The sequence below is a fragment of the Streptomyces sp. NPDC052064 genome (assembly GCF_055585925.1).
This window is the reverse complement of sequence record NZ_JBVJJE010000010.1, coordinates 321,977-342,719: the sequence shown is the minus strand read 5'-3', so window position 1 is coordinate 342,719 and position 20,743 is coordinate 321,977. Positions and strand designations below refer to the sequence as shown.

18 protein-coding genes and 1 riboswitch are annotated in these 20,743 nt (G+C 70.6%); of the genes, 11 read left to right on the top strand and 7 right to left on the bottom strand.

The window, feature by feature from the left end; all coding sequences use genetic code 11:
- Positions 1-46: 46 nt before the first annotated feature.
- The 4 genes from ftsR (at position 47) to ACZ6TU_RS27665 (ending at position 3,875) form a co-directional block, all read left to right on the top strand.
- Positions 47-781 carry a transcriptional regulator FtsR gene (ftsR, locus tag ACZ6TU_RS27680; protein ID WP_467676666.1) on the top strand — a complete coding sequence of 245 codons (735 nt, stop codon included), beginning with the start codon at positions 47-49 and terminating at the stop codon, positions 779-781.
- A gap of 84 nt (positions 782-865) precedes the next feature.
- Complete coding sequence (locus ACZ6TU_RS27675; protein ID WP_003988851.1) at positions 866-1,339, top strand: bifunctional nuclease family protein; 474 nt, start codon at positions 866-868, stop codon at positions 1,337-1,339.
- Between the two features lie 315 nt (positions 1,340-1,654).
- Positions 1,655-2,338 (top strand): MerR family transcriptional regulator, encoded by a 684-nt coding sequence (locus tag ACZ6TU_RS27670; protein WP_467676664.1) that lies wholly within the window; start codon positions 1,655-1,657, stop codon positions 2,336-2,338.
- A 133-nt stretch (positions 2,339-2,471) separates the two neighbouring features.
- Positions 2,472-3,875, top strand: a complete 1,404-nt coding sequence (locus ACZ6TU_RS27665) for a DNA polymerase IV (protein WP_469551815.1) — start codon at positions 2,472-2,474, stop codon at positions 3,873-3,875.
- Positions 3,876-3,899: 24 nt separating this feature from the next.
- On the opposite strand, the gene ACZ6TU_RS27660 is transcribed toward ACZ6TU_RS27665, so the two are convergent.
- Positions 3,900-4,274: a PRC-barrel domain-containing protein gene (locus tag ACZ6TU_RS27660; protein ID WP_467676660.1), complete on the bottom strand. Its 375-nt coding sequence runs from the start codon at positions 4,272-4,274 to the stop codon at positions 3,900-3,902.
- A gap of 113 nt (positions 4,275-4,387) precedes the next feature.
- Positions 4,388-4,483, top strand: a riboswitch (glycine riboswitch).
- Positions 4,484-4,660: 177 nt separating this feature from the next.
- Between ACZ6TU_RS27660 and gcvP the strand changes: the two genes are divergently transcribed.
- Positions 4,661-7,546 (top strand): aminomethyl-transferring glycine dehydrogenase, encoded by a 2,886-nt coding sequence (gene gcvP, locus ACZ6TU_RS27655; protein ID WP_467676658.1) that lies wholly within the window; start codon positions 4,661-4,663, stop codon positions 7,544-7,546.
- A 51-nt stretch (positions 7,547-7,597) separates the two neighbouring features.
- On the opposite strand, the gene ACZ6TU_RS27650 is transcribed toward gcvP, so the two are convergent.
- The 5 genes from ACZ6TU_RS27650 to ACZ6TU_RS27630 form a co-directional block, all read right to left on the bottom strand.
- On the bottom strand, positions 7,598-8,017 hold the full coding sequence (locus ACZ6TU_RS27650) for a TOBE domain-containing protein (RefSeq protein ID WP_469551812.1): 420 nt from the start codon (positions 8,015-8,017) through the stop codon (positions 7,598-7,600).
- A gap of 26 nt (positions 8,018-8,043) precedes the next feature.
- On the bottom strand, positions 8,044-9,129 hold the full coding sequence (locus tag ACZ6TU_RS27645) for an ABC transporter ATP-binding protein (protein ID WP_469551810.1): 1,086 nt from the start codon (positions 9,127-9,129) through the stop codon (positions 8,044-8,046).
- A gap of 94 nt (positions 9,130-9,223) precedes the next feature.
- The gene (locus ACZ6TU_RS27640) at positions 9,224-10,060 is read right to left on the bottom strand and encodes an ABC transporter permease (RefSeq protein ID WP_467676652.1); all 837 of its coding nucleotides are present in this window, start codon (positions 10,058-10,060) and stop codon (positions 9,224-9,226) included.
- Complete coding sequence (modA, locus tag ACZ6TU_RS27635) at positions 10,057-10,863, bottom strand: molybdate ABC transporter substrate-binding protein (RefSeq protein WP_469551807.1); 807 nt, start codon at positions 10,861-10,863, stop codon at positions 10,057-10,059. Before modA ends, ACZ6TU_RS27640 begins: the two co-directional genes overlap by 4 nt.
- Before the next feature lie 155 nt (positions 10,864-11,018).
- Entirely contained in the window at positions 11,019-11,414 is a 396-nt protein-coding gene (locus ACZ6TU_RS27630; RefSeq protein ID WP_467676648.1) for a TOBE domain-containing protein, read from the bottom strand.
- Positions 11,415-11,541: 127 nt separating this feature from the next.
- Between ACZ6TU_RS27630 and ACZ6TU_RS27625 the strand changes: the two genes are divergently transcribed.
- Positions 11,542-12,138, top strand: a complete 597-nt coding sequence (locus ACZ6TU_RS27625) for a DUF1707 SHOCT-like domain-containing protein (RefSeq protein WP_469551804.1) — start codon at positions 11,542-11,544, stop codon at positions 12,136-12,138.
- A gap of 1 nt (position 12,139) precedes the next feature.
- Here the strand turns inward: ACZ6TU_RS27625 and ACZ6TU_RS27620 are convergent, their stop codons facing one another.
- A complete protein-coding gene (locus tag ACZ6TU_RS27620; protein WP_469551802.1) occupies positions 12,140-14,119 on the bottom strand; it encodes an APC family permease in 1,980 nt (659 codons plus the stop codon).
- A 397-nt stretch (positions 14,120-14,516) separates the two neighbouring features.
- Here ACZ6TU_RS27620 and ACZ6TU_RS27615 point away from each other — a divergent pair, with 397 nt between their 5' ends.
- The 5 genes from ACZ6TU_RS27615 (at position 14,517) to ACZ6TU_RS27595 (ending at position 20,495) form a co-directional block, all read left to right on the top strand.
- Positions 14,517-16,031, top strand: coding sequence for a glycoside hydrolase family 43 protein (locus ACZ6TU_RS27615; protein WP_469551799.1), 1,515 nt, complete (start codon positions 14,517-14,519; stop codon positions 16,029-16,031).
- A 213-nt stretch (positions 16,032-16,244) separates the two neighbouring features.
- Entirely contained in the window at positions 16,245-17,537 is a 1,293-nt protein-coding gene (locus ACZ6TU_RS27610) for an extracellular solute-binding protein (RefSeq protein WP_467676640.1), read from the top strand.
- Between the two features lie 6 nt (positions 17,538-17,543).
- The gene (locus ACZ6TU_RS27605) at positions 17,544-18,542 is read left to right on the top strand and encodes a carbohydrate ABC transporter permease (RefSeq protein ID WP_467676638.1); all 999 of its coding nucleotides are present in this window, start codon (positions 17,544-17,546) and stop codon (positions 18,540-18,542) included.
- Positions 18,539-19,378 (top strand): carbohydrate ABC transporter permease, encoded by an 840-nt coding sequence (locus tag ACZ6TU_RS27600; protein WP_469551797.1) that lies wholly within the window; start codon positions 18,539-18,541, stop codon positions 19,376-19,378. Before ACZ6TU_RS27605 ends, ACZ6TU_RS27600 begins: the two co-directional genes overlap by 4 nt.
- A gap of 52 nt (positions 19,379-19,430) precedes the next feature.
- A complete protein-coding gene (locus tag ACZ6TU_RS27595; RefSeq protein WP_467676634.1) occupies positions 19,431-20,495 on the top strand; it encodes an endo-1,4-beta-xylanase in 1,065 nt (354 codons plus the stop codon).
- The last annotated feature ends 248 nt before the right edge of the window (positions 20,496-20,743 follow it).

Genomic DNA, 20,743 nt, shown 5'->3' with positions numbered 1-20,743 from the left:
TTCCGTCCGGGGAACCCCGCGAGGGTCCGTCCGTCAGGGAAGGTCCATGCTTCAAACACCGAGCGGCGGTGCCGGGCACGGCGCCGCCGCCACGGACAGGCTGATGAGCATCGGCACGGTGCTGAACGTGCTGCGCGACGAGTTTCCCGAAGTCACCATCTCCAAGATCCGTTTCCTGGAGGCGGAGGGGCTCATCGAGCCGCAGCGGACCCCGTCGGGGTATCGCAAGTTCAGCGCTCACGACGTCGAGCGTCTCGGTCATGTCCTGAGGATGCAGCGGGACCACTATCTGCCCCTGAAGGTGATCCGCGAGCACCTGGAGGCAATGGAGCGCGGTGAGGCCGTCCAGCTGCCGGCGCTGGGGCGTCAGCGCGACGGCGACACCGCGCCCGAGTTCCCCGAGGCGCCCACGGCGGCCAGGATCGGGCGCGAGGAGCTGCTCGCCGCCGCCGGTGTCGGTGAGGAGGAGCTCGGGGAGTGGGAGTCGTACGGGCTCGTCACCCCACTGGAGGACGGCGTGTACGACGCGGAGGCGGCCACGGTGGCCTCGCTCATCGCCGAGCTGGGGCGGTTCGGGATCGAGCCGCGGCACTTGCGGGTGATGAAGGCCGCCGCAGACCGCGAGGCCGGGCTCGTGGACCAGGTGGTGGCCCCGCTGAAGCGGCACCGGAACCCGCAGACCAGGGCTCATGCGGAGGACCGCACCAAGGAGCTGGCGGGGCTCACGGTGAAGCTGCACGCCGCGCTGGTGCAGACGGCGCTCGGGGTGCGGCTGCCCTGAGACGGCCGGTCGCGGAGGGCCGGAACAGGCGCCTGTTCCCGGCCCGACTACCCAAACATCCCGAGCACGGCCTAGGGTTGCTGTGTGAACGAGCTCGATGTCGTAGGTGTCCGGGTGGAAATGCCCTCCAACCAACCGATCGTGCTGCTGCGTGAAGTGGGAGGCGACCGTTACCTCCCCATCTGGATCGGACCGGGGGAGGCGACGGCGATCGCCTTCGCCCAGCAGGGCATGGCTCCTGCGCGGCCGCTGACCCACGACCTGTTCAAGGACGTGCTGGAAGCCGTCGGCCAGGAGCTCACGGAAGTGCGCATCACGGACCTGCGGGAGGGCGTCTTCTACGCGGAGCTGGTCTTCGCCAGCGGCGTCGAGGTGAGCGCCCGCCCGTCCGACGCCATAGCGCTGGCCCTGCGCACCGGTACGCCGATCTACGGCAGTGACACGGTGCTCGACGACGCCGGTATCGCGATCCCGGACGAGCAGGAGGACGAAGTGGAGAAGTTCCGCGAGTTCCTCGACCAGATCTCCCCGGAGGACTTCGGTAGCAGCAGTCAGTGAGCTCCGGATTCCGGTAAGAGCCGGATGGCGCGGAGTATCAGCGGTCAGTGAGACGTGTGGGCGGCCCGGCGGACGATGTGGTCCGCGGCAGGGTCGCCCGCCGCATGTGTGACGGGGGAATTGCCCGCTGTGCCGGAGGCGAGTGAGAGCGTCACACGGCCTGTTTCGGAGGCATTCGGCTAGCCTTTCCCCGCGGTGGGGCACGGGAAACCACTCCTAGGGTGATTATCACTCGGCGTGGCGAGTGTGGCGATCGTTGACGCACCCCGGGTGACTGCCTACCGTCGAGAAGGCAGGTCAAGGACGGAGGTCGGCGTGAGAAGCAGCGGCGACGGTACGGCTGGGGGTGGCCCCGAGCGCAGTCTCAGGGCGAGCGGTCCGTACCCTCCCCCGGGCTCACGGCTCCGCCCGAGCGGGGGGTGCCCCCAGCCCGGCGGGGTGGCTGATCACGCTCCGCAGCGACCGACGGCCGTGCCGAGCAGCGGAGGGACGACGTCCATGGCGTCCGAGCAGATCGGCTATCGCGGCCCCACGGCCTGCGCGGCCGCCGGTATCACCTACCGGCAGCTGGACTACTGGGCCCGCACGGGCCTCGTCGAGCCGAGTGTGCGGCCCGCCTACGGGTCGGGGACGCAGCGGCTGTACAGCTTCCGGGACGTCGTCGTCCTGAAGATCGTCAAGCGGTTCCTCGACACCGGGGTGTCGCTCCAGAACATCCGCACGGCCGTCCAGCACCTGAGAGAACGCGGTTTCCGCGACCTGGAGCGGATGACGCTGATGAGCGACGGAGCGACGGTCTACGAGTGCACCTCGCCGGATGAGGTCCACGCCCTGCTCCAGGGGGGCCAGGGTGTCTTCGGGATTGCCGTGGGCGTGGTGTGGCGGGATGTCGAGAGCGCGTTGTCCCAGCTGCACGGGGAGCGGATCGACACCGGCGAGACCCTGGTCGGGCCCAACCCGGCGGACGAGCTGGCGCGGCGGCGGAACCGGGCCGTTTGAGCCGTCCGGCAGTGCGGTGCCCCCGCGGCCGCTACAGGCGCGACGTTTCCGCGTCGGGATGCAAGCGGTTTCTCCCAGGGCGTCAGGGCGGTTGTCCGGGGCGTTGTCAGTGGCGTAGGGCAGCATCGGAGTTGTGAGAACCGCGCCCACGATCCTGCATCTCGACATGGACGCCTTCTTCGCCTCGGTGGAGCAGGTGTCCAAGCCGAGTCTGCGCGGGAAGGCCGTCGTCGTGGGCGGGCTCGGGCCGCGGGGCGTCGTGGCCACGGCGTCGTACGAGGCCCGGGTCTTCGGGGTGCATTCGGCGATGCCGATGGGGCAGGCGCGGCGGCTCGCGCCCAACGCCGCGTATCTCGTGCCGCGCTTCGAGCTCTACCGGACGATCAGCGAGCGGGTGATGGAGCTGCTGCGGGCGTTGTCGCCCCTGGTGGAGCCGCTGAGTCTGGACGAGGCCTTCGTGGACCTGGAGGCCGGGGGAGCGGCCTGGGACGAGCAGTCGGCGCGGCTGGTCGGGGCGCAGTTGCGCGCGGACATACGGGCCGTCACCGGGCTCACGGGGTCGGTGGGGCTCGCCGCCTCCAAGATGCTCGCGAAGATCGCGTCGGAGCAGGCCAAGCCGGACGGGCTGGTGGTGATCGCGCCGGGGACCGAGCGGGCGATGCTCGGGCCGATGTCGGTGCGGATTCTGCCGGGGGTCGGGCCGGCGACGGGCGACCATCTGCGGCGGGCCGGGATCACCACGGTCGAGGAGATCGTCGAGGCGGGGGAGGACGAGTTGGTCCGGCTGCTGGGGAAGGCGCACGGACACGGGCTCTACGCCATGGCGCTGGCGCGGGACGACCGGCCTGTCGTGGCGGAGCGGGAGACGAAGTCGGTGTCGGTCGAGGACACCTACGACGTGGACATCCACGACCGGGTGCGGGTCGGGCTCGAGGTGCAGCGACTCGCCGACCGGTGCGTGCGGCGGCTGCGCGGGGCCGGGCTGTCCGGGCGGACGATCGTGCTGAAGGTGCGGCGGTACGACTTCTCGACGCTCACCCGGTCCGAGACGCTGCGCGGGCCGACGGACGATCCCGGGGTGATCCGCGAGGCGGCGGCCAGGTTGCTGGACTCGGTCGACACGACGGGCGGTGTGCGGCTGCTCGGGGTGGGCGTCAGCGGGCTCGCCGACTACACGCAGGAGGATCTCTTCGCGCAGGCGGCGGGGGAGCGGGCGGAGGCGCAGGGGCCGGTCGAGGAGCCTGCCGTGGCGCCGGTCGAGGAGCAGCCGGCGCTCGCCGAGCGGCGGTGGCCCGCCGGGCACGACGTACGGCACGCCGTGTTCGGGCACGGGTGGGTGCAGGGCAGCGGTCTGGGGCGGGTCACCGTGCGGTTCGAGACGCCCGGCTCGGAGCCCGGGCGGGTGCGGACCTTCCGGGTCGACGATCCGGATCTGGAGCCGGCGGATCCGCTGCCGCTGGTGTTACCGAGACCGGAGGAGAGCCGCGGGCCGGAGGGTGGGTCCGGAGCTGTGGGACTGCGGTCCGCTGTCCCTTAGAGGGCTGGACGGCTTGCCGGGGCTTCAGGCCGTCTCGTCCGTGCCTGCCAGCTTGCCGAAGTCGTGGTCCGCGAGCGGGGGAGATGCGGCGACGTCGAGGCCGTAGTGGTGGTAGAGCTGGAGTTCCTGTTCCGGGGAGAGGTGGCGGCCCACGCCGAAGTCGGGGGCGTCCTTGATCAGGGCACGGTCGAAAGGCACGTGGAGGGCGCCGTCGATCAGTTCACTGGGCTCGAGCGGGACGAAAGCGTCCCTGCTGAACAGGCCGGTCCGTATGGCAGCCCACTCCGGCTCGCCGGTGGCGTCGTCGAGGTAGATCTCGTCGATCGTGCCGATCCTGGTTCCGTTGCGGTCGAACGCCTTGCGGCCGATCAGGTTGCGCGGATCGATATCGGTTCGCACGGGCCCTCCACATGGTCGCAACTCATCCGTAAGCACAACAAAACGGCACAATCGGTGAGGCGGCCACTCGAAGGTTCGTGCGTTGACCTCGCTGGTACGCTGACAGCGGCTGCTGACCCCGTGCGGGAGAGTCCTCCAGACACCATCGGAGGCGCCGAAGGAGCAAATCCTCCCCGGAATCTCTCAGGCTCACGTACCGCACGGACGAGGTCACTCTGGAAAGCAGGGCGGGTGTCGACGGCTTCCGCTCTCACCGACGGTGAAAGCCGGAGGCCTTCGGGCGATCCGGTGAAGCTCTCAGGTTGAGATGACAGAGGGGGAGGCCGTTCGGGTACCCGTCCCGTGGTGCCCCTCGAAGGTCGTGTCAGACCAGGAGGCCTCCGCAAATGACCGCCCATCGCATTCCGCTCTCCGAGCTCGAAGAGGCAGTTCCCTTCGAGCAGCGCCACATCGGCCCCGACCACGAGGCCCGCGCCAAGATGCTGGCGCAGGTCGGCTACGGCTCGCTGGACGAGCTCACGGCCGCCGCGGTCCCGGCCGTGATCAAGAGCGCCGAGGCGCTGGACCTGCCGGGCGCCCGCAGCGAGGCCGAGGTGATCGCCGAACTGCGCTCCCTCGCCGACCGCAACCAGGTCCTCGGCTCCATGATCGGACTCGGGTACCACGGCACGTTCACGCCGCCGGTGATCATGCGCAACGTCATGGAGAACCCGGCCTGGTACACGGCCTACACGCCGTACCAGCCGGAGATCTCGCAGGGGCGGCTCGAGGCGCTGCTCAACTTCCAGACCATGGTCGCCGACCTCACCGGACTGCCGACCTCCGGTGCCTCCCTGCTCGACGAGGGCACCGCGGCCGCCGAGGCCCTTGCGCTGTCGCGGCGCCTCGGCAAGAACAAGAAGGGCCTGTTCCTGGTCGACGCGGACGCGTTGCCGCAGACCATCGCCGTGATCCAGACCCGGGCCGAGCCGACCGGCGTCGAGGTCGTCGTCGCCGATCTCAGCGAGGGCATTCCCGCCGAGATCGCCGAGCGCGAGATCAACGGCGTGCTGATCCAGTACCCGGGCGCCTCCGGAGCCGTACGGGACATCAAGCCGGTCATCGACCAGGCGCACGAGCTCGGGGCGCTCGTCACCGTCGCGGCCGATCTGCTCGCGCTGACGCTGCTGAAGTCGCCCGGTGAGCTCGGCGCGGACATCGCCGTCGGGACGACGCAGCGCTTCGGTGTGCCGATGGGCTTCGGCGGTCCGCACGCCGGTTACATGGCGGTCCAGGAGAAGATGGCGCGCAGCCTGCCCGGGCGGCTCGTCGGCGTGTCCGTCGACGCGGACGGTAACAGGGCCTACCGGCTGGCGCTCCAGACGCGTGAGCAGCACATCCGCCGCGAGAAGGCCACCAGCAACATCTGCACCGCGCAGGTGCTGCTCGCCGTCATGGCCGGCATGTACGCCGTCTACCACGGGCCGGAGGGCCTGAAGGGCATCGCGCGGCGCACCCACCGGTACGCCACCGTCCTCGCCGCCGGGCTCGCGAGCGGCGGTGTCGAGGTCGTGCACGGTTCCTACTTCGACACGCTCACCGTGCGCGTCGAGGGCCGGGCCGCCGACGTCGTGGCCGCCGCGCAGGAGAACGGGGTCAATCTCCGTCTCGTCGACGCCGACCACGTCTCGATCGCCTGCGACGAGACCACCACGCGGGCCCAGCTGCGAGCCGTGTGGGCCGCCTTCGGTCTCGAAGGCGTCATCGAGGCGCTGGACGCGGCCACCGAGGACGGGCTTCCGGACGCGCTGCTGCGGACCGACGAGTACCTGACGCACCCCGTCTTCCACCAGCACCGCTCCGAGACCGCCATGCTGCGCTACCTGCGCCGGCTGGCCGACCGCGACTACGCGCTCGACCGGGGCATGATCCCGCTGGGCTCCTGCACCATGAAGCTCAACGCGACCACGGAGATGGAGCCGGTCACCTGGCCCGAGTTCGGGCAGCTGCACCCCTTCGCGCCCGCCGAGCAGGCGGGGGGCTACCGGACGCTCATCCGCGAGCTGGAGGACCGTCTCGCCGAGGTCACCGGGTACGACAAGGTGTCCCTCCAGCCGAACGCCGGGTCGCAGGGCGAGCTGGCCGGTCTGCTCGCCGTACGCGGATACCACCGGGCCAACGGGGACGAGCAGCGCACCGTGTGCCTGATCCCGTCGTCCGCGCACGGCACCAATGCGGCGAGCGCGGTGATGGCGGGCATGAAGGTCGTCGTCGTGAAGACCGCCGAGGACGGCGAGATCGACGTCGAGGACCTGCGGGCGAAGATCGAGCAGTACCGCGACGAGCTGGCGGTGCTGATGATCACGTACCCGTCCACGCACGGCGTGTTCGAGGAGCATGTCGCCGACATCTGCGCCCAGGTGCACGAGGCGGGCGGGCAGGTCTACGTCGACGGGGCCAACCTCAACGCCCTCGTGGGACTCGCCAAGCCGGGACACTTCGGCGGTGACGTCTCGCACCTGAACCTGCACAAGACCTTCTGCATCCCGCACGGCGGCGGCGGTCCCGGCGTCGGTCCGGTCGCGGTGCGTGAACACCTCGCGCCGTACCTGCCGAACCACCCGCTCCAGCCCGAGGCGGGCCCGGAGACGGGGGTCGGTCCCATCTCCGCGGCCCCGTGGGGTTCCGCCGGCATCCTGCCGATCTCCTGGGCGTACGTCCGGCTCATGGGCGGCGAGGGGCTGAAGCGGGCCACGCAGGTCGCGGTGCTCAGCGCCAACTACATCGCCAGGCGGCTGGAGCCGCACTACCCGGTGCTCTACACCGGCCCCGGCGGGCTCGTGGCGCACGAGTGCATCATCGACCTGCGGCCGCTGACCAAGGCGACCGGGGTGAGCGTCGACGACGTCGCCAAGCGGCTGATCGACTACGGCTTCCACGCGCCGACGATGTCCTTCCCGGTGGCCGGGACGCTGATGATCGAGCCGACCGAGTCGGAGGACCTGGCCGAGCTGGACCGGTTCTGCGAGGCGATGATCGCCATCCGTGCGGAGATCGAGAAGGTCGGCTCCGGCGAGTGGCCCGCGGACGACAACCCGCTCCGGGGCGCCCCGCACACCGCCGGGACGCTCGCCGGGGAGTGGGAGCACGCCTACAGCCGTGAGGAGGCCGTCTTCCCGGCCGGGGTCTCGCCCGCAGACAAGTACTGGCCGCCGGTGCGCCGCATCGACCAGGCCTTCGGCGACCGTAACCTGGTCTGCTCCTGCCCGCCGCTGGACGCGTACGAGGACTGATCGGCCCGACCGGTCGTAAGGGAGGGGCTCCGCGGTGCGGGGCCCCTCCCGTCATTCGGCGGCGAGGGACACCTCGGTCGACTTGATCAGGGCGACAACGGGGGTTCCGGCCGACAGGGCGAGGTCGTCCGCGGCGTCCCTGGTGATCGCGGCGGTCAGTTCGCCGCCCTCGACGGTGACCCGGACGGACGCCATCGCGTCGCCGGTCGTGATGTCCGTGACCGTGCCGGGGAGCCGGTTGCGGATGGACAGGCCCTCGACGGGGACGGTGGCCAGCGAGACCTCCGTCGACTTCACCAGGGCGCGCACGGCGGTGCCCGGCGCGAGACCGAGGTCGTCCGCCGCCTCGCGGGTGATCGCCGCGGTGAGGGCCTGGCCGCCGGTGAGGCGGACGCTGACCGTCGCCATGGCCTCGCCCGATGTGACGGCGGTGACGGTGCCGGGGAACTGGTTGCGGATGCTCAGGCTCATGGGGGCACGGTAGCCCGATCTGTTCCCTATGCCGGGTATGCGTGTGTTTGCGTCGCCTTGACCGCCGCCCAGACCGGGGCGCCGGGATGCAGGTCGAGTTCGGCGGCGGCGACCGTGGTGAGGTCGGCGGTCAGGGGCAGTTCGCCCGTGAGGTCCGCGCGGATCTGGTCGCCGTGCGTCTCCAGTCCGGCGACCTCGCAGCGCCACAGGTTGCGGGCGCTGGAGCCGGTGGGGGGCTCGCGGTACAGCGTCACGGCGCCGGGCGGGAAGGCGACGAAGGCCGGGCCGGAGAGCTCTTCCGTGGTCGTGATGGCCGGGCCCGCGTCGAGCCGGACGGTGTGGCCCTCGGCCCGTCCCCGGTAGAGGTTGAGGCCGACGAGCCGGGCGATGTAGTCCGTGCGGGGGTGGCGGGCGATGTGGGAGGGCGTGCCCTCCTGGACGACGTGGCCGTGCTCGACGACGACGAGACGGTCGGCCAGCACCATGGCGTCCAGCGGGTCGTGCGTGACGAGTACGGCCACGGCCTCGAACTCGGCTAGGTGGCGCCGGAGCTGGGCGCGCACCTCCAGACGGGTGCGGGCGTCGAGTGCGGCGAGGGGTTCGTCCAGGAGCAGCAGCCGGGGCCGGGTGGCCAGGGCCCGGGCCACGGCCACGCGCTGGGCCTGGCCGCCGGAGAGACGGCGGGGCTTGGCGCCGGCCTGGTCGGCCAGGCCCATACGGTCCAGCCACTCGGCGGCCTGGGCACGGGCCTCGGCCTTGCTCGCGCCCCGGCAGCGCGGGCCGAAGGCGACGTTGTCCAGGGCCGTCAGATGCGGGAAGAGCAGGTAGTCCTGGAAGACGACGCCGACCGGGCGGGACTCGGGCGGCGTACGGTCCAACCGCGTACCGTCCAGCATCAGATGACCCGAGGTGAGCGGGGCGAGGCCCGCGAGGGCACGCAGGGCGGTGGTCTTGCCGGCGCCGTTCGGGCCGAGCAGCGCGACGACGTCGCCGGGGGCGGCGGTGAGCGTGACATCGAGGCGGAAGGAGCCGCGGTCGACGACGAGGTGGGCGCCGAGGCCCTCGGGGAGGAGGCCGGGTGTCGCGCCGTCGCGTTCGGTCGTCTCGGTCATGAGGATCGCGTCCAGGGGGTCAGGGGGTTCCGAGGGCCGTCATCCGGATCCGGGCGGTGCCGGTAGCCCCTCTTCCGGCGGTCGGTCCCGGACATCACGACGCCGTCATCCAGCGGTCGCGCAGGGCCGCCAGTACCGCGATGGACACCGCCAGCAGAACCAGGCTGAGGGCGATCGCCGCCGCCGGGTCGTTCTGGAGGGCCAGGTAGACCGCCAGTGGCATGGTCTGGGTGCGGCCCGGGAAGTTGCCCGCGAAGGTGATCGTCGCGCCGAACTCGCCCAGGGCCCGGGCCCAGGCCAGTACGGCACCGGCCGCGATGCCCGGCGCGATCAGCGGCAGGGTGACCCGACGGAACGCGGTGAAGCGGGAGGCGCCCAGGGTGGTGGCCGCCTCCTCGTAACGCGGGTCGGCGGCCCGCAGGGTGCCCTCCACGCTGATGACGAGGAACGGCATCGCCACGAACGTCTCGGCGAGGACGACACCCGTCGTGGTGAAGGGCAGGGTGATCCCGAACCAGGAGTCGAGCCACTGCCCGATGACGCCGTTGCGCCCGAAGGCGAGCAGCAGGGCCACACCGCCCACCACCGGCGGCAGCACCAACGGCAGCGTCACCAGGGCCCGTACGAAGCCCCGGCCGGGGAACCGCGTACGGGCCAGCAGCCAGGCCAGGGGCACGCCGACGACCAGGCTCAGGCCCGTCGCCGCCGTGGCACACAGGAGCGACAGCCGGAGTGCCTCCCACACTTCGGCGCTCGTCAGCTGCTCGGGGAGGCTGTGCCAGGGCGCCCGTACGAGCAGGGCGACCAGGGGCAGCAGCAGGAACGCCAGACCGACCAGGGCGGGCACCAGCAGGGGCACCGGCACCACGCGGCTCCGCCGGACGGCGCGGTCGCGGCGGGGCCGGCTCGCCACGGTGTCGGTGCCCGTCACGGCTTGAGGAACCCGGCCTCGGAGAGCACCTTCTGGCCCTCGGCGGACCGCACCAGCGCGACGAACGCCTTCGCCGTATCGGGGTTGGGGGCGTTCTTGAGCAGGGCGATCGGATAGTCGTTGACGGCCTCGGCCGACTCGGGGAAGTCCACGCCCTGCACCTTGTCACCCGCAGCCCGCACGTCGGTCTTGTAGACGACGGCGGCGTCGGCCTCCTTCAGCTCGACCTTCGTCAGTGCGCTCTTGACGTCCTGTTCGTACGAGACGGGGGTGAGCTTCAGGCCGCCGGTGTCCAGCGCCTTCTGGGCGGCGGCACCGCACGGCACCGTCTTGTCGCACAGGACGACCTTCAGGCCGGGCCTGGCGAGGTCCTTCAGGGAGGAGATCCGGTCGGGGTTGCCCGGCAGCGTGGCGATCTCCAGCTGGTTGCGGACCAAGGTGGCCGGCGTGCCCGCCGCGTCCTGCCGGCCCGTCACGGTCGCCATGGTCTTGGTACTGGCGGCGGCGAAGACGTCGGCCGGGGCGCCGCTGGTGATGCTGGCGGCGAGGGTGTCGCTGCCGCCGAAGTTGAAGATGACCTTCGTGCCCGGGTGCTCCTTCTCGAACGTCTTGCCCAGGGTCTTGAAGCTCTCCTCGAGGGAGGCGGCGGCGAAGACGGTGACCGTCCCGGAGGGTTTCGCCGAGGAGGAGCCCGCGTCCGCGTCCGGGTCGGACGCGGAGCAGGCGCTCAGAGTCAGCAGCGCGGCTGCGGACGCACCGGTGACCTGGAGGATCCGGCTTGTCCGGTGCGCGGAACGGGTCATCTCGGGGCCACTCCCTCTGCGTGCGGGTGGAAGAGTCCGCAGGACTCCTCCGATACGCCGATCATACTGACGCATCTGCGAGGCGATAATCAGCTGTGGCATCGCATGGGCGACAGGAAACGGACTCACGGGTGGGTATGTGCGTTCCTACGGACTCAGACCCGGTCGATGTGGACGTTCGTCGACTTCACGCGGGCCGTCGCCTCCATGCCGACCTCCAGGCCCAGTTCCTCGACGGCCTCGCGGGTGAGCAGGGAGACCAGGCGGTGCGGGCCGGCCTGGATCTCCACTTGGGCGGCGACGTCACCGAGCTTGATCGCGGTGACGATGCCGGCGAAGGCGTTGCGGGCCGAGGTGTACGGGGCGTCTTCCTCGGCGGCACCGGACCTGGCGAGTTCGACGGAGAAGGCGGCCAGGTCCCGTCCGTCGACGAGCCGCCGCCCGGCCTCGTCGCGGTGGGTGGTGATGCGGCCCGCGTCCGCCCAGCGCCGGGCGGTGTCCGGGCTCACGCCGAGCAGTCGTGCTGCCTGGCCGATCGTGTAGGACTGCATGCCGGTCACGATAGGGGCGTGGGAGGGGAACTGCGGATGCGGGGTTGGCCGTTGGGTATAACGCGATATAGCGTCAGTCGTCGAGTGGGCGGGCCCGGTGCCGTGCCCGGGAGATCGGGGAGATGTGATGGCGGGGGACCTCTCGCGTACCGGTGGATCGCCCGAGACGAGGGTCTCGCACGCGGACCGGGACCGGATCGTGGACGTGCTGCGCGTCGCCGCGGGCGACGGCCGGCTGACCTTGGAGGAGCTCGGCGAGCGGCTGGAGGACGCGCTGTCCGCCCGTACGGTGGGTGAGCTCGCCGCGCTGACCGCGGATCTGCCCGAGGTGGTGGGCGGGACCGGTGTCGAGGCCGAGGACCTCGTCCGGATCGAGCAGGAGGGGTCCTCTACCCGGCGTGGTGACGGCTGGGTGGTGCCGCGGCGGCTGGAGATCCGGTCGGCGTGGGGCGAGGTGACGCTCGACTTCACCGACGCGGTGATCACGCGGGACACGCTGCACATCGACTTGGACATGCGGGCCGGCGCCCTGAAGCTGCTGACCCGGCCGGGGGTCGTGGTGGACACCGGCGGGCTGGTGACGAACTACTCCCAGATCAAGGCGCGTGGAGCGGCCGACGCCCCGGTCGTGCTGCGCGTACGGATCACCGGCGAGATCAACTACGGGCAGATCGTGGTGCGTCCGCCCCGGAGGGGCTTCGGCCGGCGGAGACCGACGGCCTGACTCAGCCCACGTGCACCCTCGGCCTCCGCTGCCGGTCCGGTTCCGCCTCGCGCAGGACCTCGCGGGTCACCGGGGCGACCTCGCCCTGGCCGAACAGGAAGAAGCGCAGCAGGTTGGCGAAGGGGCCCCCTTCCGTCCACTCGAAGTAGATGTGCGGGGTACTGCCGGTCATGTCGCGGACGTACAGGAGGAGTGCGGCCAGGGCGTTGGGGACGGAAGAGGACTCCAGGGTCAGGACGCGGTAGCGGCCGTGGAGCACCTCGCCGCGCACGGTCAGGCCCGCCTCGAACTCGGACGGGTCGGTGACCGTCACCTCGACGAAGACGAAGTCCTCCTGTCCGGGTACGTCGTTGTCCTGCCGGATCTGCTCGATCTTGTCGCGGTACTCGGCGATGTCGCGCCGGTCGGGCTCGTTGGCGATGAACCGCGTCCGGCGGCTGGCCATGTCCCGGATGAAGCGTTCCGCCATGGGGTCCAGCGTCACGCTGGTCACGCGGAGCTCGAACGACCGGGCCAGTCGCGACAGCAGGGAGACCAGGATGATGCCGGCGATGAAGCAGGCGCCGATCTTCACGCCGTCCGGGCGCTCGAAGACGTTCGCGACGGTGGTGTAGAGGAACACCGCAGAGATGACCGCGAAGGCGATGGTCCAGTTCCCCTGCCGGGCCTTGCGGGAGGCGATGGTCACCGCGATCGCGGCGGAGCTGATCAGGACCAGCACACCGGTGGCATAGGCGCCGCCCTGCGCGTTGACGTCGGCGTCGAAGATCCAGGTGACCAGGAAGGCGATCAGAGTGAAGACGATGACCATGGGGCGGACGGCCCTGGCCCAGTGCGGGGCCATGCCGTAGCGGGGGAGGTAGCGCGGCATCAGATTGAGCAGGCCGGCCATCGCGGAGGCACCGGCGAACCACAGGATGGCGATCGTCGAGACGTCGTAGACGGTGCCGAAGGTGTTGCCCAGGTAATCGTGCGCCAGATAGGCCAGCGCGCGCCCGTTGGCCTGGCCGCCCGCCTCGAACTCCTTCTCGGGGATGAGGAGGGTGGTGATGAAGCTGGTGGTGATCAGGAAGCCACTCATGATGAGGGCGGCCGTGGTGAGCAGCTTCTTCGTGTCGCGGATGCGGCCGGCCGGCCGTTCCTCCGTGTCCTCCGGGTCGCCCTTGACGTGCGGCATCACGGCCACGCCGGTCTCGAATCCGGAGAGGCCGAGTGCCAGCTTCGGGAAGACGAGCAGGGCCACGCCGATCATGACGAAGACGTTGCCGTGCTGGGTGGTGAGGGCGCCGGCCCAGTCGGTGACCACGTGGCCCGCGGTGGCCACGTGGTAGAGGCCGACGACCACCACGACCACGTTGAGCGCGAGGTAGGCGCCCACCAGGGCGACCGCGACGCCGATCGCCTCCAGGAAGCCCTTGAGGAACACCGCGCCGAGCAGCGCCACGAGGACGAGCGTGATCAGCATCTGCTTGTCGTGCAGGACGCCGGTCAGATGCGGGTTCTCCACGAGGTGGGTGGAGGCGTCGGCGGCCGACAGGGTGATGGTGATCAGGAAGTCGGTGGCGGCGAAGCCCAGCAGGGTCAGCACGAACAGCTTGCCCTGCCAGAAGGAGAGCAGCCGCTCCAGCATCGCGATCGAGCCCTCGCCGTGCGGGCTCTCCTCGGCCACCCGGCGGTAGACCGGCAGGGCGCCCGCCAGGGTGACGATCACCAGCACGATGGTCGCGATCGGTGACAGCAGTCCGGCGGCGAGAGCAGCGATGCCCGGCTGGTAGCCGAGAGTGGAGAAGTAGTCGACGCCGGTCAGGCACATCACGCGCCACCAGGACTGGCCCTGGTGCGGGGGTTCCGGTTCGGCGTGGGGCCCGGTGTGGCCGCCGCCCTTGCCCATGTCGGACAGGCCCTCCAGCATCCAGGCGCGCAGGCGACTGGATGGAGCGGGCTCCGTACGGCTCGGTGGCGCGTGCTCAGTGGTGGCCATCGACGTGCTCCCGATGTGCGGTTCAGCGTGATTCCGGCCATCACCGGACGGCCGGGATCAGCGTAAGCGGAGCGTAATGCGGTGGCCTGTGGATGAGGGTGCTGAGTGCGTCAAGCTTCCGCCAAGACTGAGCGCGGGGCCGTGGAAGGGAGGCGTGCTGCGGCAAAACGAGAGTTGAGAGCCCGTTGGGTACCGCCGAGTCGCGCCTCCCCGCGTGCGGAGCAACGGTCGTGTGTCGGCCGAGAGGTGAGCACCCTCCGTGATCGCGCCCGCTTCGGCGGCCGGGCTCGGCCTTCTTGTCGCCGGAGCCGGTGACACCTACAGTGCACCTTCGTAACGTTCGCCAGGTCATCCGAAAGTTTCGCCCGCCCGGCTCTGTTCGAAGGGACTGACGCGCATGCGGACGTTCGACAACCCCGTGATCGGCGGCTTCCACCCCGACCCCAGCGTCTGCCGGGTCGGGGAGGACCACTACCTCGTCTGCTCCAGCTTCGAGTACGTCCCCGGCGTACCCCTCTTCCACAGCCGCGACCTCGTGCACTGGCGGCAGATCGGCAACGTCCTGGACCGGCCGGGGCAGTTGGAGCTGCCGGACGACGTGCCGGCCTCGGCCGGGATCTACGCCCCCACGCTGCGCCACCACGACGGCCGCTTCTACATGATCACCACCAATGTCGGCGCCGGGGGCAACTTCCTCGTCAGCAGCGAACGGCCCGAGGGGCCCTGGTCCGATCCGGTGTGGATCGACCTGCCCGGGATCGATCCCGACCTCGCCTGGGACGAGGACGGCTCCTGCTGGTGTGCCGTCTCCGGGGTGCGGGTGGCGCGCATCGACCCGGCGACGGGCGAGGTGCTGGAAGGGCCGCTGCCGGTGTGGTCGGGCACGGGCATGCAGCATCCCGAGGCGCCGCATCTGTACCGGATCGGCGACTGGTGGTACCTGATGCTGTCCGAAGGCGGTACCGCACACGGCCACAGCGTGTCGATCGCGCGGGCCCGATCCCCGCGCGGGCCGTTCCGGCCGGCGCCGCACAACCCCGTCCTGTCCCACCGCGGCACCGACCTGCCGATCCAGTGCACCGGCCACGCCGACCTGGTGGAAGCGGCCGACGGGACCTGGTGGATGCTGCTGCTCGGCACGCGTCCCCGGGGCTACTTCCCGCAGTTCCACGTCCTGGGCCGGGAGACGTTCCTGACTCCCGTGGAGTGGGTGAGCGGCTGGCCGCGGGTCGGTCCCGTGCTGGAACGGCACCCGGCCCCGGCGGCCTGGCATCCCTTCGAACCCGAGCCGGTGCGCGACGACTTCGACGCCGTGCGCCTCGCCCCGCACTGGATCTCCCCGCACCGCAGGCCGGAGCGCTCCTGGTCGCTGACCGACCGGCCCGGCCGGCTCACGCTGACCGCGACGGGTGACAGCCTCGACAGGCCGGGGCACACCTTCGTCGGGCGACGCCAGCAGCACCCGGACTGCCGGGTCGCGGCCCGCTTGTACCCCGGAACGGCACGCGCCGGACTCTCGGTGCGCGTCGACGAGGCCCACCACTACGACCTGGAGGTCGCCGGGGGAGAGGCGAGCGTGATCGCCCGGATCGGTCCGGTGCGGCAGTGCCTCGCCCGGCGCCCCGTGCCGCCGGGACCGGTCACCCTGGCCGTCGAGGTCCGCACGGAGCCCGTCGTGCCGCCCACCGTCACCTCCGCTGGCCAGGAGGCACCCGGCGTCCGGGCCGGCGGCCCCGACACTCTCGTCTTCTCGCTCGGCGAAGGCGGCGACGGCGGTCCGCTCGCCGAACTCGACGGCCGTTACCTGTCCACTGAGGTCGCCGGAGGCTTCACCGGCCGGGTGATCGGCATGTACGTCACCGAGGGCAGCGCGGCCTTCGACTGGTTCGAGTACGTCCCCGCCTCCATCTGACCGCTCCTTCCGGAGGACGGCGGAAACCTACGGCTCGGCCGAGCGCCCCTCAAGTCCCGTGCGTCAGCGGCAGATTCACCACGCACAAGGGGTTGCCACCGTTTGGCGGCTGTCTCTAGGGTGCGGCAACAACGAAGCTTTCTGGATCTGTTCCGAAACTTTCGATCCAGTGGACGGACGCGGGAGCGCCGTCCCGTACCCAAGGAGCGCATGATGGGCGACCCGGCACTGTCCCGCCGCGGCTTCCTGGCGGCCTCCGCCGCGGCCGGTCTGGGGATGACGGCACTGACCGCATGCGGCGGGGACTCGGACGGAGGGTCGTCGGGGACGACCACGATCGAATGGTGGAACATCTCCACCACCGAACCGGCCAAGGGCGTCTGGGCCGCCCTCGCCCGGAAGTTCGAGGCCCAGAACCCCAAGGTCAAGATAAAGATCGTCCAGCTGGAGAACGAGGCCTTCAAGTCGAAGATGACGGCGCTGACCTCCTCCGGGAAGCTGCCCGACATCTTCCACACCTGGGGCGGCGGCGTACTCAAGCAGCAGGTCGACGCCGGACTCGTCGAGGACCTCACGGACCGCACCAAGCCGTGGGGCGACGCCCTGCTGCCGGTCGCCAGAGAGCCGTACCTGATCGACGACAGGGCCTACGGCATCCCGTTCGACATCGGCATGATCGGCTTCTGGTACAACAAGGCGCTCTTCGACCGGGCCGGCATCTCCGAGCCCCCGACCACCTGGAGCGGCTTCCTCGACGCCGTGCGCAAGCTGAAGGCCGAGAGCATCACCCCCCTCGCCCTGGCCGGCAAGGAGAAGTGGCCCGGCATGTACTACTGGGCCTACCTGGCGATGCGCACCGCCGGCGCCGAGGCGCTGCAGAAGGCCTACGACGACAAGGACTTCACCGGCGCACCCTTCGTCGAGGCGGGACAGCACCTGGAGGAACTCGTCGCTCTCCAGCCGTTCCAGAAGGGCTTCCTCGGCGCCGCCTACTCCACCCCCACCGGCCAGGCCGCCACCGTCGGCAACGGCAAGGCGGCCATGGAACTCATGGGCCAGTGGGCGCCCGTGGTGCAGGCCGACCAGGGCAAGGGCCTGGGCAAGGACGTCGGGTTCTTCCCGTTCCCGGCGGTCGAGGGCGGCAAGGGCACCATCACGGAGGTGTTCGGCGGAGGCGGCGGGCACGCCCTGCGCCGGGGCGCCCCGCAGGAGGCCGTCGACTTCCTGAAGTTCTTCGCGTCCGAGGCCACCGACCTGGAACTGGTCAAGAAGACCGGCGTCCTGCCGGTGGTCCCGGCGGCGGAGAGCGCCATCGCCGACCCCAACATCAAGGCCGTACAGGAGCAGTTGAAGAAGGCCACCGGCTTCCAGCTCTACCTCGACCAGGCGTACGCGCCCGCCGTCGGCCAGGAGGTCAACGACAGCGTCGCCGCGCTCATCGCCGGGTCCAAGTCGCCCGAGCAGGTCGCCCAGTCGATCACGAAGACCGCGAAGGAAGAGCAGTAACCGGCGATGACCTCCACGTTCCTGCCGGACAAACGGGCCGGCCGCGACGCCGGCCCGCCGCCCCCGGCCACGGACCGGGCCCGGAGCCGGGCCCGGCGACGAACGCTGAACTGGCTGACCGCGGCCGGCTTCCAACTGCCCGCCCTGGTGCTGTTCATGGGGCTCGTGCTGCTGCCGATGCTGTTCGCCCTGTACGCCGCGTTCTTCCGCTGGGGCGGCTTCGGCATGCCCTCCGACTACATCGGCGGCGAGAACTTCACCCGGCTCTTCCAGGACGAGGTCTTCCTGGGCGACCTGTGGCGCTGCCTGGTCCTGGTGGTGCTGTCGCTCGTCGTCCAGCTGCCGTTCGCGCTCGCCATGGCCGTCCTGCTCAACCAGCGGATGCGCGGCCGGGCGGTCTACCGGATGCTGTTCTTCGCTCCGTACGTCCTGTCCGAGGCCATCACCGGAATCCTCTTCGGCATGATCTTCGCCCCGGACGACGGTTTCGCCGACCAGGTCCTCGGCAAGGTCGGACTGGACGGGCTGGGCGGGGAGTGGTTCGCCGATCCGTCCACCGTCATGGCGACCCTGTTCCTCGTCATGACCTGGAAGTACTTCGGCTTCCACATGATGCTGTACCTGGCCGGCCTCCAGGCGGTCCCCAGGGAGCTGACCGAGGCGGCGCTCATCGACGGGGCCGGACCCTGGCAGCGCTTCCGCAACGTGACGCTGCCGCTGCTCGCGCCCACCCTGCGCATCAGCGTCTTCCTGTCGGTCATCGGAGCCATCCAGCTCTTCGACCTGGTGTGGGTGACCACCGCGGGCGGACCGGACCACCACTCCGAGACCATGGCCGTGACCATGTTCCAGTACGGGTTCAAGCGCTACCAGGTCGGCTACGCCAGCGCGATCAGTGTGGTCATGTTCGGCATCAGTCTCGTCTTCGCCCTCGCCTACCAGCGGTTCGTGCTCCGGCGCGACCTGGAAGGGGCCACCACGACCATGCGGGGAGACGGAAAATGACGCACAGTCGGACATCCCGCAGGCGCCGGAGCCTCCCTCTGCACCTCGTCCTGGTCCTCGTCGGCGCGGTCATGGCCGTCCCCCTGCTCTACGCCGTGCTCTCCGGCTTCAAGTCCACCGACGAGCTCTCCCGCAACCCGGTCGGCCTGCCCGAGTCGTGGGTGACCTCCAACTACACCCAGATCCTCGGCTCGGGGGACTTCTGGCGGCTGATCGGCAACAGCACGCTGATCGCGGTGGGCACGACCGTCCTGGTCGTCGCGGTCTCCGCGCTGTCGGCCTTCTCCTTCGCGCGGTTCGCCTTCCGGGGCCGGGAGGTGCTGTTCACGCTGTTCACGATGGGGCTGATGTTCCCGTTCGCAGTGGCGGCCCTGCCGCTCTTCCTGCTGCTGCGCTCCCTGGGCCTGCTGGACAATCCCCTCGGCGTGATCCTCCCGCAGGCGGCTTTCGGACTGCCGATGACCATCATCATCCTGCGGGGCTTCTTCCGGCAGATTCCCGGCGAGCTGGAAGAGGCGGCCACGCTCGACGGATGCAGCTCGCTCGGCTTCTTCTGGCGGGTGCTGCTGCCCATGGCACGGCCCGCGCTCGGCACGGTCTCGGTGCTGGCCGTCGTCACCAGCTGGAACAACTTCTTCCTGCCGCTGCTGGTCTTCACCGACGCGCAGTGGTGGACGCTGCCGATCGGTGTGCAGCAGTTCCAGGGGCAGTACTCCGCGGAGTACGCCAAGGTCTTCGCCTATCTGGTGCTGGCCATGATCCCCGCCCTCGTCTTCTACTCGGTCGCCGAGCGCCAGCTCGTCGGCGGCCTCACCGCGGGCGCCACGAAGGGCTGACGCGCACCGCGGACGTACGGCTCACCCAACGTCAATCGTGAGGAGTCGCACCATGCGCAAGACCGCTACACGGCTCAGACTCGCCGGGGCGCTCGCCGCCGCGCTGATGCTCGGCGGCATCGCCACCGGGCCGACGGCGCAGGCGGACGAGCGGCACGGCAAGGAACGGACGCTCGCCGACCTCGCCCAGCGGCACGGCCGCTACTTCGGCAGCGCCACCGACAACCCCGAGCTCGTCGACGAACCGTACAAGGCACTGCTGGGCAGCGAGTTCGACCAGATCACCCCCGGCAACGGCATGAAGTGGTACGCGACCGAGCCCCAGCAGGGCGTGTTCGACTTCTCCAAGGGCGACGAGATCGTGAGCCTCGCCCGCGCCAACCGGCAGAAGGTTCGGGGCCACACCCTCGTCTGGCACAGCCAGCTGCCCGGGTGGCTCACGGAGCGGGAGTGGACGGCCCCGGAGCTGCGGGCCGTGCTGAAGAAGCACATCCAGGCCGAGGTACGGCACTACCGGGGCAAGGTGTTCGCCTGGGACGTCGTCAACGAAGCGTTCAACGAGGACGGTACGTACCGCGAGTCGGTCTTCTACAAGACGCTCGGGCCCGGTTACATCGCCGACGCGCTGCGCTGGGCGCACCAGGCCGATCCGCGCGTCAAGCTGTACCTCAACGACTACAACATCGAAGCGATCGGCCCGAAGAGCGACGCGTACTACAAGCTGGCCAAGGAACTGAAGGCCGAGGGCGTCCCGCTGCACGGCATCGGCCTCCAGGCCCATCTGGCCCTCCAGTACGGCTATCCGACGACCCTGGAGGACAACCTCCGTCGCTTCTCCCGGCTCGGCCTCGACACATCGCTCACCGAGGTCGACATACGGATGCAGCTGCCCGCGACCGAGGAGAAGCTGGCCCAGCAGGCCGAGTGGTACCGGGATCTGACCGAGGCCTGCCTGGTGGTGCGCCGCTGCGTCGGCATCACCCTCTGGGACTACACGGACAAGTACTCGTGGATCCCGGCGTTCTTCCCGGGCGAGGGCGCGGCCCTGCCGTGGGACGAGCAGCTGGCCCCGAAACCGGCGTACTTCGCGCTCCGTGAGGCGCTCGGGGCGAGGTAGCGGGGGCGGGGGACTGACCTGCCGTACGGGGCGCTGTGCGGGGTGCGCCGGGGGGAATCGGCCTTGGCGGGCGGGTGGGGTTGGGCCTTTCGTGGGTGTGGGGGCGGTGCCCTCGCTGGTGCGGGGTCGGGCGTCTGGTCTCGGTGTTGGGGCGGTGGTCTGGCCGCGGCGCTGAGGCCGTGCCCTCGCCGGCACCGCGTCGGGCGCCTGCCCGCGGCGCTGGATCGGCGCTCCCACCGACGCTGGGC